Raw genomic sequence first — 14327 nt, forward strand, 5'->3', positions numbered from 1 at the left:
CTTGGCTACCTGTCGCCCAACGACTATGCCAGGAAGATGAAGCAGGCCGCTTGACCCCGTGCTTCTTGGCGTCCGTTCTCAGGGGACAGGTTCACAATGCCCTCCTGGAGTTCAAAGGCGAAACGCGCCCGGTCATTGGCCGGGGAGGGGACGACGACATACTCCAGGCGCTACCCGATGATCTTCCTCATCAGGCGGTGCTGCACCGAACGGTCATGGGGGTCATTACCACGGCGCTGCAAGCCTCGGAGCAGGGGCAGAAGATCTACTGGGTGGGTGGCATAGAAGCCTATAACCTGCGCCATCTCGGTCATGTGTTCTGGCTGAGCAAAAACCGCAAGGAACACATCCAGGACGAGGCCTTCACTCGCCAATACGAGCACTTCGCCGATTACGTGGAACAAGCCAAAGCGACCGGTGATGCCGAGATGCGCCGCAGCCTGATGTTGCTCAAGGTGTATAACGACATTCCGCAACGTCTGGCTGCACTGGAGCAGCAGACGGTGAAGGAGGAGGCCGAGGCGAGTATCACCGTCACGACGGTACATCGCGCCAAAGGCCTGGAATGGGACAATGTGGCGCTCTTCTATGATTTTCCCGATATCTTCGAACTGGAAGAAACGCCTGACCAGCAGGATGACGAACTGAACCTGCTGTACGTGGGGGTGACCCGGGCCATCAAGCGGCTGGCACTGAATGCCTCTGTAGAGTCCATCTTGCGTCACATCATCGACCGGCGCCGGCAAAAGAACGATCAGAGCGATTCGCCAGTTTTTTCTAATTAGTGCTCAAGTGGCCCTTTTTGGGCAACTTGGCGTGCCAGTTTTTTTGGCCGCTGTCGGTACGATAAACCCTCGTCCCGCAGTCTGGCTCGCCCATGAAAACAGCACTAAGCATAGCGCTCAGCACGGCACTGGTATCGGTGTCTGCGTTAGCGATGGAGTCCCCCCGATTCTATGATCGCAAGGGGGAGGGGTGGTTCTGGTATGAACCCGAACCCGTTGCTCCTCCTCCTGAACCGCCCCGTGAGCCGGAGCCGGTCGCCGTACTACCGACTCCGGTTCCTCAACCTGCGCCAGCAGCCATGGCAGCACCCAGCGTGTTTTCGGCGGCCTGGTTCAAGGACAATCTGCCGAAATACCGGGATGCCGCCTGGAATAACCCCACGATTGAAAATGTCCGGGCCTTTCTCTACTTGCAGCGCTTTGCCATTGATCGTTCGGAACAGGTGGCCGATGCCACCGAATTGGCGGTCGTCGGTGATCCGTTCCTGGATGAGATTTCACGGCGGCCCGGCTCCACCTTCGCGGCACAAAATATCGATCGCCAGGCCGGGGCCGCCAAGTCGCAGCTGATTGCCGAGGTGGCCGAGCGGGCCGGGGTGTTCTTTTTCTTCAAGTCCGATTGCCCTCAATGCGAGCTGCAGGCCCCCCTGCTCAAGGCGCTCGAGGGGGAGGGGTTCACCATCGTGCCCATCTCGGTCGATGGCAAAGCGCTACCCAACAGTCCTTTCCCGGACTTCAAGGTAGACGCAGGCCATGCCCAGCGCCTGGGCGTGCAAACCTATCCGGCGCTGTTTCTAGCCTCAGCCTCGGGTGAGTTTGCCGCGTTGGGACAAAGCACCATGTCCCTACCTGAACTGGAGCATCGCATTCTGGTGTCGGCGCGCCGGGCCAACTGGATCACCGATGAGGCATTCAATCGCACTCGCCCGGTGCTGAACTACGACAACAATCTGGCTGAACGCCTCAGCGATAGTGGAAGTCGTGAGGAGTTGTCATTAGACCCGGCCACCGGGTTCATCGAGCCGGGCGTATTGATGGATTACATGCGCCGCTCCCTGGGAGGCCAATAGATGCTCCCTACACGTCGATCATCGCTAGCCCTGACGGTCGTCCTGTTAATGGCCAGCAGCTCCACTCAGGCCGGTGGCCTGCAGTCGGAAATGAATAGCCTGTTCAACGGCATGAGCAATGTCACCCAGCCTGGGGTATACGAATCCCAGCGCCGGGGCGTGCTGTCCGGTGGCCGGGTGTCGGTCAAGACCAGGATCGTCAACGAAAACATCGTCAGCCTCGTCCCGCCGTCCTGGAAGGCCGGCTGTGGCGGAGTCGACCTCTTTGGCGGTTCGTTTTCATTTATCAATGCCGAACAACTGGTGCAGTTGCTACGTGCCGTCGCAGCCAATGCCAAGGGCTATGCGTTTCAGCTGGCACTCGACAATGTGTTCCCCGATGGCGCGAAATGGATCGAGGCCTTTCAGAAGAAAATTCAGGAACTGAACCAGCACCTGGGCAATTCCTGCCAGCTGGCGCAGGGCATCGTCAATGACGTCGGCTCGGCGTTTAACCTGAAGGGGCAGAATGATGCCTCGATTACGGCCACCGCCAACGGCTTTTTCGAGGATTTCTTCGGGTCGCGGCAGGAGCCGGACGGCAAGGGGGCACTGGCTACGCTCAAGGAGAAAAAACCAGACGAATACCAGCACATGATCGGCAACATCGTCTGGCGGCAGCTCAACAGCAATAACGTCAAAGCCTGGTTCAGCTATGGGGACGATGCCCTGCTGGAAGCGATCATGTCCCTAACCGGCACGGTGATCATTCAGGAGCTGGAGGATGATAGCAATGCCCAGGCCACGGGCAGCAATACCCCGCAAACAACCCCCATTACGACACTGCCCGGCAACAAGATCGGGTTGGCGGAGCTGATCAATGGCGGTAGCGGTATCGAGATCTACTCGTGTGCCCGTGATAAGGATAACTGCCTGACGGCCGGCCAGGTCGGTAGCGGTATCGCCCGGATCGACCTGGCAGGGATCAAGCAACAGATTATCGATACCCTGTTGGGGACTCCGAGCAGCATCGGGATCATCGACAAGTATGCCTATAACTCCGCCATCCTGACGGATGCGGAAAAAGCCTTCGTCGCCAATCTGCCGGTGGGAGCCGGGGCGATCGTGCGCAACCTGGCGATCCTGTCCCGCGACTCGGCGCAGATCTTCGTCACCGAATCGGCAGGCTCGCTGGCGCTGGCCATGACCTACGGTTTCACCGAAGAGTTTTTTCGGGCGGCCCGGGTCGCCATCGCGAACTCAAAAAGCCCGTACATTAAAAATCTCTCCGATCTGTTCCAGCAATCGCAGGCCCATATCCGTCGTGAGTATGGCCTGCTGAGTGCGGAATACGGCGATCTTTCCCAGTCCATCGAGCGTTACAACAACCTGCTGACCAATGTGCGCAAGCAGCAGTACCTGCTCAACACCATGGTCGACAAGCAACACTAACATTAAGGAAACAACAGTGGAGTTCACCCTCTATTCCGTGGGCGATTCAGCCTTTCTCGAGCAAATCCTGATTTCCGTGGCCATGGTCACCGGCAGCGGCGATTTTTCCAAAATGGCCAGTGTCGGACTGCTGCTGAGCGTCCTGTTCGTCTGCGTGCAGTCGCTGGTACAGGGCGCAAGGGGCATCGAGTTTCAGCAGGTGCTGTTTGGCTGGCTGGTCTATGCCTGCCTGTTTTATCCCTCAACGACCGTGGTCGTCGAGGACGCCTATGACGGCAATACCCGCGTGGTGGACAATGTCCCGCTGGGCGTCGGGGCGGCCGGTGGCATCATCTCGCAGATCGGCTACAAGCTGACCGATATGTTTGAGGTGGGATATGGCTATTACGCGCCCACGCTCACGTCGAGTTATTTTGCCGAATCGCTGGAAATTCTGAACGGTATGCGCTCGCGCTTTCAGAACTCGGCGGTGTTTACTGCCGCCAACACGGTCCTTTCAAGCGGTGCGGGCGACTTTCGCAAATCCTGGAACACCTATATCCGCGAATGCACCCTGACGAAAATCGACCTGGGGTTCGCCTCCGTAGACGATGTGGCGAATGCACCGATCATGGAGGCGCTGAGATTCGATTCGCGAATCTATGGCACGCGCCTGTATCTGTATGACCGGGTGGGTACCGATTATGACTGCACCGATGCCTATAACGAGCTGGAAAACGCGACACAAATGGTTGTGCAAAGCCAGGAATTGAATACGGCGCTCACCAACCTGCTGCAGATCAACACCGTGACCGGAGCCTCGGCGGTCAGCAAACTGTCGGATTCGCTGCAGGCCCTGGGGGCCGTTACCGTCAATGGTTACGATTACATGAAGGCGGCGCTGCTCGATCCCGTCTATGCCGATGCCGTGGTGGGCCGATACCAGGATCTGCAGGATTACAGTTCGGCCCTGATGGTCAGGCAGGCCATTCAACAGCGCAATACCCAGTGGGCCGCCGAGCAATCGATGTTTTTGAACGTGGCCCGGCCGATGCAGACCTTTTTCGAGGGGCTGGTCTATGCCATTACGCCCCTGCTCGCCTTTATGCTCGTCATGGGACGGTTCGGTGTTTCCCTGGCAGCCAAATACCTGCAAACGCTGTTCTGGATTCAGCTGTGGTTGCCCATTCTCTCCATCATCAATCTGTTTATCCTGACGGCCGCTTCCCGCAAGCTGGGCAGCTACGGCGCCAGCGAGCTGAACAGCATGTATGCGCTGTATGGCGCCGATGAGATCATTCAGACCTGGATTGCCACCGGTGGCATGCTGGCGGCGGCAACGCCGGTGATTTCCCTGTTCGTGGTGACAGGCTCCAGCTATGCCATGACCAGCATTGCCGGGCGCTTGAATGGTGGCGATCATCTCAACGAGAAAATCGATACCCCTGATGTGGTTCAACCGGCCGCCTATATGCAGGCGCAACCGATGCATGGCTGGGATGCCTACCGCGGCACACTCCAAAGCGGCACGGATGGGCTGCTGGGGAGCATGAGCCTGGGTAGTACGATCCGCTCGGGTATCAGCTCAGCCTCCATGCGCCAGGAACAGGCCTCGCAGGCCTTTACCGAGCAGCTGGGCCGCACCTTCAGTGATTCGGCGTCTTCGGAGCAGATGATGAGCAACCTGTCGAGCCTGGGGCGTACGGTCGGTTCGATGAACACCCAGCAAAGCGGCATGGTTGAAAAAGCGTCGAAGGATTTCTCCGAAAAATTTGGGGTGGGCGCCAGTGATCGCGATGCGGTAAGAGGAGCGTTTACTTTGGCTATAACGGGAGATGCTGGAGCTCAGTTGACTGCCAAAAGAGGACTCTCTCAAATAGTATCTAAAGCCCAAGGTGACGAAGGAAAGGCCAAGGGAACGGATTTTGGTATTAATGGAAGTGTAGGTGTTTCGGGAGGTGCCAAGGGAATTTCCGAATCCTCAGGTGAGGATAGCACCAGCACAACGGCGGAACAGGTCAACAATTATCTGGAGGGCCTGGCCTATCAGAAAAATGATAGTGCCCAGCTCACCAACCAGCTGGCCCAGCAATTCAGCGCGAGCGGCGGCAGTAGTTGGAAAACGGGGCTCTCCGATACGCAAAGCACCGCGCTGTCGAAGTTGGGCAGTAATCTGCTCAGTGCCAGCGAAAACTTCAGTACGGTCAACGAGCTGGCAGATTCGGTGTCCACCACGACCAATTCCGATTACCGCACACTGGGGGCCGCTATCGAGCATAGCCCGGCGGCTGAAAATCTATTGAACGAGCATATGCGCTACGCGCCTTCCGCTGTACGTCAAAACGCCGTCAACCTGGAAAACCAGTTCAAATCCTATGGCATGAATCCCCATGTCGCACGCAATGCCGCTCAATTGGCCGCGTTGGCAAACACCAGCAACTATGCGCCGGGCTCGGAGGCATCCGGGGTCCAGGCCGCCCTGGCTGTAGCCAATCTGGCCACGAGCAGTAACGCCGGAGTGGAGGCCGATCCATACCGCAACAGCGCTATCCATGCGCCCGAGGTGGAGGGAGTACGCGATCGCGTATCTGCCCAGGTAGGCTCCGGTGGCCGTGCTGCTGCCGGGGTGAGGAGTGAATCGGTCCCCCATGCCCGGCTCGATCCGGCCCAGATGCTGGGGGCGCTTCCCGAGACCAGTTCGATCGCCGAGTCCAACTATCAGACATCACAGGCGCAACTAGAAAATCAGGCCAATCGCGCCGACCAGCAACGCAGTGAACCGCAACTAGCCCGGGCGCGCCACGACCTCAGCCAGGTTGCGGAGCGAGGGCTGCGGAAATCCACCTGGTTTTGGGGTCGGATGGATAATGCCAATAACTACCTGAAAGAGGAGGGTTCGCGCATCATCGGTGGTCTTGCAGAGGCGGCGAGTGCGATGAACGGCGCCTTGGGTAGCGCAAAAATAGAGGGGTTTTCCGATCTGATTAATGTAGCCAAAGTCGCTTCAGGCAAGGGCGATCAGGCTGCCAGTGATTTCTATGCCCAACACGGCCAGGTTTTCACGGAAAAATTGACCCAGGCTGCCACCCTGCGCTACAACCTGACGCCCGCCCAGGCCGGGGTCTATGCCTCCGAGTTTGGGTTATCCACTATCTCGCGGGATCAGGCGATGGAGAAATTGCGCATGGACTATGCGGATCGAGATCAGGATGGTTCGGTGATCCTGCAGCAGGGCAAACCACAGCTATCGGCCGAAAACGAAAAAATGGTCACCGATATGGGAGAGGCCATTTCGTCTGCAGCAACGGCCGGGGATCAGGCGGGTGCCTATTTACGGCCTATCCAGCATATTAACCGTCTGAGCACATCGGTGGTCGATAGCGCTAATCCAAGTGGACGTTGATAACATAGAGTAGAAGCACATCGTGTTTCTATTAATTTAAATGTTATTTAGTCTCCTATACGCCAGTGGCCAATATTTCGGCTACTGGCTTATAAGTAATGACGATCATGGTAATGGCGGTCACGCTCATAACGATCAGACTCATCAAATAAATCCTGTCTGATCCGTTGAAGGAAATCGTCCTCCTCAAAAGAACTTGAATAATTCCCACCATTAACACCACCGGAAGAAACAGAACTACTATTAACATCAGAAAAAGGGATAGCACTAAAGATAAAGTTCAATATATGAACTAGGATATATGGAGCTAACGCAGCTAGTGGTATTGGTATGAAAAAAACCACAATGCCTAAAAAAACGAGTGTTGCAGTTAAACTCTTATGTATTGTTGAAAAAAACCAAATACCGAATAAAGTCAGTGGCATAGCGACTAATGCTTGTTGGCCAAGACCAAGCAGCCGGCCATGACACTCAAGCACTGCCAGGACTACACCGCAAAAAATCATCCCGAATAGAATCTTCGGTAGATCGCGTATAAATGTTAGAAACATACTCTCTCCGTCTGGAACAGACAGCCTCCCTTTGGCTTCGGCTAGTACGACAACATAGGCCATTTACGCGGCAAACGAAAATACGCCAGGCAAATTCTGCCGCTCTCTCAATCTGTCACGTCGTGACAAACATAAAATAATTTCCAATTTCCGCTCAAGTTGCCCTTTTTGGGCAACTCCGCGTGCCAGTTTTTTTGGCCACTTCGCGGAAAATCCATGCAGTCCTGTACTACTTGGATTTCTACTCATGACCCCTGTGAAAATTCCGCGCCGCGTCGATGATCCACCTCACCTGCTGCTCTGGAGCGCCGATGAACTCGCGCCGATTCTGCTGGGCCTGTTTTTCGGCGTCATGCTGAAGAAGGTCGGCATCATGCTGCTGCTCGGGTTCGCCCTGACCAGCGTGTACAAACGTTTTCGCCAGCATTACCCCGATGGCTACCTGCTGCACATGCTCTATTGGGCCGGCTTCATGTTCTCCAAAGCCAAGTCGATGAAAAACCCCTATGTGCGCCGGTACCTGCCATGAAGATGACCGATTTTCTCAAGACCTGGGAAGGCGTCCAGACGGAAAACAAATGGAATCGCCTGGTGCTGGGTGGGCTGACCACCGCAGTGCTGCTGCTGTCGTACAAGGCCCTGACCAAGGAAACGATTGTCACCCTGCAGCCCTCGACCCTACAGCAAGAGGCATGGATCGGTGAAAACAAATCCTCGGCCTCCTACCAGGAAGCCTGGGGGCTGTCTTTGGCGATCTTCCTGGGCAACGTTACGCCAGGCAATGCTGCGTTCATCAAAGAGCGTCTGGGTCCGATGCTGTCTGCGGATATCTACCAGGACGTGATGACAGCCATTGATCTGCAGGCACAAGACATCAACAAAGATCATGTGACGATCCGCTTCGAGCCCCGTTATGTCGAGCTCGAGCTCGAGCCCGATTCGGGAAAGGTCTTCGTGTCGGGCAACTCGTTCGTGAGGGGAGTTAGCCAGGACCGGGAAACCCGTACCGAAACGACCTTCGAGTTCATCATCAAGATCAAGCAATACCTTCCCACGATCAATTACATGACGACCTATAGCGGCAAGCCGCGTACGGAAAAGGCGTTGCGGCAAATGGAACGACGCGAGGAGAGAAAAAAGGAAAGGGAGCACCAGGATGGGTAAGTTGAAGACGAGCACGCTGATGACCTGCACCGCCTCGCTCTTGGCGCTCGTTGCCCAAGCCCTGGCCGCTGATTCTTCTGACTCTTCCGAGATTCCGGTGGTGCCCGCTCAGGTGCTGACCCAAAACGTGCCTCGCCCCATCGATGCCAGTGCACCGGCCAAGCAAAAGCCAGCTGCACCTGCGGCGTCACTGAACGGGAACCCAAACACCACGCTGGTCATGAAGCCCGGTGCCAACCTGGTGACGCCGATTTCGATTGGCCATTTGAATCGTCTGGTCACGCCTTTTACCGAGCCGGCGGTCAATACCACCTCGGCGGCGACCACCAAGGTCGCGGAAAACGTGGTGTATATCGAAACCGATAGCGACGTACCGGTGACCATGTTCATTACCGAAAAGGGCAATGAGGCACAGGCCCTGAGCCTGACGCTGGTCCCCCAGGAAGTTCCGCCTCGTGAGATTGTTCTGAAACTCAGTGAGTCGATGGGCTTCGTGGGCAGGATGTCGTCCAACAAAGCCGAGCGCTGGGAAACGTCGCAGCCGTATATCGAAACGATTAGAACCCTGTTTCGCCATCTGGCCCTGGGGGACATTCCGCAGGGCTACGCCATGACCGCCATGCCTCAAAACCAACAGCTGCCCCGCTGTGCCGCGCAGGGGCTGGCATTCGATTTTGAGCATGGCCAACTGGTCATGGGCCATAGCCTGAAGGTGTTGGTCGGTGTTGCACAAAACCTCTCCAACCGGCCTATCGAGATCAAGGAATCGGTGTGTGGCAGCTGGGATGTAGCCGCTGTTGCGGCCTGGCCTCACAACGTGTTGGAGCCCGGTGCGCGCACCGAAGTGTACGTGGCGCAAAAGCAGTCACGTAGCACGGCACCCACGACGAAACGTCCATCTCTGGTTGAGAGGTAAGCCATGCGCGCCACATGGAACAATATCGATCCGAAGCTCAAGCGCTACGCCGTGGTAGCGATCATGGCCGGCCTGTTTGTAGGGCTGATTGCCCTGTTTTCAGGCCCCTCCGAAACCACCCCGAAACGCTCGCGTAACGACACCATCCGTCACGTGCTGACGGATCGCGATACCCGCACCGTGGGACTGGAGTCGCTGTCAGCCAGTATGAAATCCCTGGAAAGTGATAACACCCGACTGAACCGCGAGCTGGAACGGTTAAAAAATGAAGCCCCGAAAAAGAATCAGAACACACCGGATGTCACCGAGATAACGGACCGGATGGCTCGCCTGGAGCAAACGATTCAGAAGCTTGAGAAAAAGGAAAAAACCGAAAAAACCGAAGCGAAAAAAGACGCGGAGCAAGCGGAAGAACCCTCGCCAGCGCAAAGCGCTCCCCCTCCGGTCAATCTCGACGATCCGGCTTCGCTTTTCAAGCACCGGCACTTCCCGGTTACAGGGGGTAGTAGTGCTCCCGGCAGGGCTCGTGACGCGGGAGGAGAAAGAGCCGCCCCCAGCAAACGGGAAATCATGACCTATGTCGCGGATGCGCCGAAATCGGCATCCGAGGCCCAGCCGGAAAAAGACAGCGGCATGTACCTACCGGCCGGCTCGATCATCACGGGTGTGTTCATCAACGGTATTGATGCGCCCACGGGCCAGGCGGCACGCCGTGATCCCTTTCCAGCGGCCCTGCGGATTCAGAAAGAGGCCATTCTGCCCAACCGTTTCCGGGCCGATGTGCGGGAGTGCTTCTTGCTGGTGTCAGGCTATGGCGACATGAGCTCGGAACGAGCCTACCTGCGTGGCGAGACGGTTTCCTGTGTGCGGGAGGACGGTGGCGTGATCGAGGCCCGCCTGGACAGCTATGCCGTCGGTGAAGACGGCAAGGCCGGTGTTCGCGGCCGCCTGGTCAACAAACAGGGCCAGTTGCTGGCCCGCAGCCTGATGGCGGGCTTCATGCAGGGCGTGGCGTCCGCCTTCGATGTACAGAAAGTCCCGTCGATCAACATCACCCGTTCCATGGGCGGTAGCAGCAGTAGCGGTGGTAGCAAAACCCAATCCCCGGTTTACGAGCAGGCCTTTAACTCCAATGCCATGCAGGCCGCCGCCGTCGGGGGCGTGGGCAGCGCGCTGGAGCGGATCGCCGACTACTACCTGTCCATGGCCGAAAACATCTTCCCCGTTATCGAAGTCGACGCCGGTCGCCAGATCGACATCATCGTCACTCACGGCGCGAGTCTTTCGATCAAGAGCAAGGGATAACTATCGATGAAAAAAATGCAGAAAGTCGTTCTTTTGCCCTTTTTGGGCAACTCCGCGTGCCAGTTTTTTTCGCGCAAGGCGCTACGATTAATCCCCCTGATGGCCCTGGTTTGCGCGTCGAGCGGATGCTCTCTGTTTGACCTGGGCTCTCGGGATTACGGCTGCAAAGGGCTACCCAAAGGCGTGCAATGTATGTCGGCACGAGACGTTTATGCCGCGACGAATGACGGCCAGGTCCCCCGTTCGACGCAGGATGAAGAGGAGGAGAAAGACAAGGACAAGGATAAGGACAAGAAAAAACGCAAAAAACAATCCAGCCAGCAGACCCGGTCTGTCTCGGAGCAATTGATTGATAACTACGTGGCTCCACGCCTACCTGATCGGCCAATCCCGATTCGAACGCCCGCCCAGGTGATGCGGATTTGGGTCGCCCCATGGGAAGACACCAACGGCGACCTGAATGCCACGGGCTATGTGTACACCGAGATCGAACCACGACGCTGGGTCATCGGTGATGGAGTGCCTGCAGAGGCTCCCGTCATCAGACCGTTGCAACAACTTGATCCATCACCGGACAGGCAGAGGAATCAACCGCAAGCCGCTTCTTCGATACACCCCTAAATCCATTTAAACACGACAGGAGTAAACCTTATGACTCAACAGATGACCCGACACCAGCAGTTCCAGCTTCTGATGCTGTTCACCGTACTCACGCTGATGGTGCTGATGTCCAGCACCGCTCATGCCGGTACCGGTGGTGAGTATTTCGACGATGTGTGGGCAACCATCAAGGATTGGACCGAAGGTACGCTCGGCCGGATTATCGCCGGCGCGATGATTCTGGTGGGCATCATCGGTGGCGTCGCTCGTCAGTCGCTGATGGCGTTTGCCATGGGCATCTCCGGTGGCATGGGCCTGAGCTATTCGCCTCAGATCATTGAGGGCATCATGTCCGCCACCCTATCCAGCGCAGCGGCAGTGACCAGTTCGACCCATCAGATCAGCAACGGGCTGGGCATTTGACATCCGCCCCGTCTATGGCCAGTACGAAGCCGCCTCCGGGCGGCTTTTCCATATTATTAACCCGGCAATCAAATACCCAATCTAAGTGGCATAACGCACCGACGCATGCTGGAAGTAGGCAACTACCCGCTCCGGGGTTTTGGCCAACCAGCTCATCAATGCCTCGGCCTTCTCCAGCAATTCCGACTTGTTTCGCGCCCGGTCACTGGTGCGCAAGCGTGTCTTGAGGTCGCGGTTCAAATACTCGTCCGGATTACACTCAGGCGAATAGGGTGGCAGGTAGAACGCTTCGATTTCTTCCTTGTGCCCTTCGAGCCATTCCCTGACCAGACGCACATGATGGACACGCAGATTGTCCAGGATCAGAAAGATCTTCCTGTCACTGTCCGCCACCAGCCTCGACATGAAACCGATCATCCGCTCAGTATTCATGGCCCCCTCCAGGAACTCGAACCGTACCAGTCCCTGATCGCTGAGACCATGCTCAGGCCATGACGCCGAGTCGGCGCCACCAGCACCGGCGTGACGCCTGCCGGCGCATAGCCTCGAATCCAATGCCCATCTTCAGCTACGGCCGTTTCATCGCCTCAGTAGATCGTCGCGTTTTCGGCCTTGGCGCGTGCCACGATGGCCGGATAGGTCTCTTCGAGCCAGTGCTCGATCGCCTCCGGGTTCTGTTCCAGCGCCTGCCGGGTCGGCCGCTGTGGGGTATATCCCCAGCGCTGAAGGTACTGACCCACCGTCCGGATCGGCATCTCGACGCCATACAAGTGCTTGATCAACTGCATGACGGCCCGGCGGTTCCACAGGGCAAAGTCGAGTTGCAACTGGTTCGGGGTCTGGCCCACCAGAATCGAGCGCAACTGCCACTCCTGTGCGAGCGTCAAGGTCCGTCCGCTTGCCTGGCGCCGACCTCGTGTCCTGGATTTCAGACCTTCGCTGCCTTGCTCGCTGTAGCGTTTGGACCAGGCTAGTACGGTACTCAGATGTACGCCCAATACGTCGGCAACCTCTTGCCAAGTCAGTTCGCGCTGCTCACGCAGATTCATGGCCAGGCGCCGCATCTGGTCTTGAGTTTCTCGAGAGAGCTTTCGGGCATCGATCTTTTTCATGCCTCTTTATATCGTGAATTTGATTGCCGCGTTAATAACGCGCTATACCTTAAATACCCTGTTTCGGAATTGCCCCTTAACAGGGAGCAAGAATTTCCGTGCACCGTAGCCAAAGGTCGAAACCCATGATCAGCAAGGCCACTACGCTAGATTGGCTGACCGGTACAAGCCTGGGGGTGCTGGTCGGCTTGGTGGTTGGTCTTTCTGGCAACCATTGTGGGTGCTTTGTCAGCACTGTTCGGTGGCGTGTTCGGATTAGCCGAGAAACTACCTGTAGGGTTGAATGGCACAGGCGCACGCCGCTTGGCCGCCTTCGCGCTGGCCTGCATCGTCGCGCTGATCATCGGCATCCTCATGCGCACTCACCAAGTCCTGTCCCCATCGACAGAGCGGTTGCGTGCCCAACTGGCTGATATTGGTATTGAGAATACCGTCGAGCAGAATCGCATGCTGCTCTTCCTGCGATTCGGCCTGCTTCCTCCCGGTGTTCAGGCGGTCGGCAAGGACGGCGAAGCCACAGCCCGGATAATCCTGAGTAACCAGAGCTTCCTTTATGCGAAAGGTGCCGATTTTTGCGCTAGCCTTCGAACCATGATCCGAAATGGGGCGGGCCAAGAAGACCTCCTCAGCCACTTGAGCACGGGTAGTTCGTCTATCCAGAAGACAGTCCTGGCAATCAAGGCTCTTCCTGTTGTCGAACAAGCTAGCGCGCTACAAGCAGCTCCCCTCTATCTATGCGCGCCCTGATCCTCAGCGTCCTGGCCTTGATGATACCTGCGGTTGCAATCTCTCAGGCACCACCATCTGAAGCTGTGCGCCAGCAAGTTTTGCGAAGCGTTGTTCAAGTGAACGCCAGCGGTTGTAGGGACGGCACTCGGCGTAGCGGCAGCGGTTTTTTGTTCGAGATGTCGGGGAATATCGTCACTGCGCACCATACTTTCGGTGGCTGCTCTCAAATCCAAGTTATTTACGAAGGTGTGCAGGCGCCTGCGCGCCGGCTTTTTGATGCGCGTATCGTGCGCGTACATCCAGCAGGCGACTTGGGACTGCTGGAGGTCGCCACCCCCCCGACGCTACCCGCACTGCACCTGTCGACAAAGTCGATTTCCAAGGATGCTTCCTACGCCAGCTTCGGCTACCCGCTTGGCGTGCCCACAGCGAGCGATCAACTCGTTACGCTGGCTGTCGGTGCCACACGCCTGCAGGACATCCTGCCTGACGAGGCGGCCAGAGAACTGAACCGCAGCGGCAGCCGCATTTCCATACAGACGAGCGTGCTGAGATTAAACGTAGCGTTACAGCCCGGAATGTCGGGAGGTCCGATCGTGGATGCTGCCGGCGATGTGGTAGGTATCGTAGCCGGTGGCCTAAAGGCAGGTGCCGCGCCGGTTAGCTGGGGCTGGTCACGAGATAACGTCCACTTATTGTTGGCCTCTGTGGAACCGGTTGATCAGAATGTCGTCTTGGCCCAAGTTCAATACTCATCTGCTGAACTAGTGGTGTGAGTTAGAAATTCGTTTGCAGAAAGAAGCGACCGAAGCCAGGATTTCATCGGCTGTCCTGGTCCACACGAAGGGTTTCGCATGAG

At 57.0% G+C, this 14327-nt stretch carries 15 protein-coding genes; 12 read left to right on the top strand and 3 right to left on the bottom strand.

All coding sequences use genetic code 11. The annotated features are described in order from the left end of the window. The 4 genes from FHR87_RS18050 to FHR87_RS18065 all read left to right on the top strand — a co-directional run. Positions 1–785: 3'-5' exonuclease (locus FHR87_RS18050; RefSeq protein ID WP_221189918.1), on the top strand; the 785-nt coding region annotated here is incomplete at its 5' end. A gap of 92 nt (positions 786–877) precedes the next feature. Next, entirely contained in the window at positions 878–1855 is a 978-nt protein-coding gene (traF, locus tag FHR87_RS18055) for a conjugal transfer protein TraF (protein ID WP_183168166.1), read from the top strand. Further along, positions 1856–3286 carry a conjugal transfer protein TraH gene (locus FHR87_RS18060; protein WP_183168167.1) on the top strand — a complete coding sequence of 477 codons (1431 nt, stop codon included), beginning with the start codon at positions 1856–1858 and terminating at the stop codon, positions 3284–3286. Positions 3287–3302: 16 nt separating this feature from the next. Then, positions 3303–6668 carry a conjugal transfer protein TraG N-terminal domain-containing protein gene (locus tag FHR87_RS18065; protein ID WP_183168168.1) on the top strand — a complete coding sequence of 1122 codons (3366 nt, stop codon included), beginning with the start codon at positions 3303–3305 and terminating at the stop codon, positions 6666–6668. Between the two features lie 89 nt (positions 6669–6757). On the opposite strand, the gene FHR87_RS18070 is transcribed toward FHR87_RS18065, so the two are convergent. After that, entirely contained in the window at positions 6758–7219 is a 462-nt protein-coding gene (locus FHR87_RS18070) for a hypothetical protein (protein WP_183168169.1), read from the bottom strand. Between the two features lie 247 nt (positions 7220–7466). Here FHR87_RS18070 and traL point away from each other — a divergent pair, with 247 nt between their 5' ends. The 6 genes from traL to traA are packed head-to-tail and all read left to right on the top strand — an operon-like array spanning position 7467 to position 11627. Further along, on the top strand, positions 7467–7748 hold the full coding sequence (traL, locus tag FHR87_RS18075; RefSeq protein WP_183168170.1) for a type IV conjugative transfer system protein TraL: 282 nt from the start codon (positions 7467–7469) through the stop codon (positions 7746–7748). Continuing rightward, positions 7745–8383 carry a TraE/TraK family type IV conjugative transfer system protein gene (locus FHR87_RS18080; RefSeq protein WP_183168171.1) on the top strand — a complete coding sequence of 213 codons (639 nt, stop codon included), beginning with the start codon at positions 7745–7747 and terminating at the stop codon, positions 8381–8383. The genes traL and FHR87_RS18080 overlap by 4 nt, the downstream gene beginning before the upstream one ends. Further along, a complete protein-coding gene (locus tag FHR87_RS18085; protein ID WP_221189919.1) occupies positions 8376–9299 on the top strand; it encodes a TraK domain-containing protein in 924 nt (307 codons plus the stop codon). The genes FHR87_RS18080 and FHR87_RS18085 overlap by 8 nt, the downstream gene beginning before the upstream one ends. A 3-nt stretch (positions 9300–9302) precedes the next feature. After that, entirely contained in the window at positions 9303–10604 is a 1302-nt protein-coding gene (locus FHR87_RS18090; protein ID WP_183168172.1) for a TraB/VirB10 family protein, read from the top strand. 6 nt (positions 10605–10610) lie between these two features. Then, complete coding sequence (gene traV / locus FHR87_RS18095; protein ID WP_246336101.1) at positions 10611–11225, top strand: type IV conjugative transfer system lipoprotein TraV; 615 nt, start codon at positions 10611–10613, stop codon at positions 11223–11225. A 30-nt stretch (positions 11226–11255) separates the two neighbouring features. Further along, complete coding sequence (traA, locus tag FHR87_RS18100) at positions 11256–11627, top strand: TraA family conjugative transfer protein (protein WP_246336102.1); 372 nt, start codon at positions 11256–11258, stop codon at positions 11625–11627. 81 nt (positions 11628–11708) lie between these two features. Here the strand turns inward: traA and FHR87_RS19030 are convergent, their stop codons facing one another. Further along, entirely contained in the window at positions 11709–12182 is a 474-nt protein-coding gene (locus tag FHR87_RS19030; RefSeq protein ID WP_221189920.1) for a transposase, read from the bottom strand. 32 nt (positions 12183–12214) lie between these two features. Then, positions 12215–12739, bottom strand: coding sequence for a winged helix-turn-helix domain-containing protein (locus tag FHR87_RS19035; protein WP_221189921.1), 525 nt, complete (start codon positions 12737–12739; stop codon positions 12215–12217). Positions 12740–12934: 195 nt separating this feature from the next. Here FHR87_RS19035 and FHR87_RS18110 point away from each other — a divergent pair, with 195 nt between their 5' ends. Both FHR87_RS18110 and FHR87_RS18115 read left to right on the top strand, forming a co-directional pair. Next, the gene (locus FHR87_RS18110) at positions 12935–13486 is read left to right on the top strand and encodes a hypothetical protein (RefSeq protein ID WP_183168173.1); all 552 of its coding nucleotides are present in this window, start codon (positions 12935–12937) and stop codon (positions 13484–13486) included. Then, entirely contained in the window at positions 13474–14244 is a 771-nt protein-coding gene (locus tag FHR87_RS18115) for a S1 family peptidase (protein WP_183168174.1), read from the top strand. Before FHR87_RS18110 ends, FHR87_RS18115 begins: the two co-directional genes overlap by 13 nt. Positions 14245–14327 lie beyond the last annotated feature (83 nt).

It is taken from the genome of Azomonas macrocytogenes (assembly GCF_014191985.1).
Taxonomy (GTDB): Bacteria; Pseudomonadota; Gammaproteobacteria; order Pseudomonadales; family Pseudomonadaceae; genus Azomonas; species Azomonas macrocytogenes.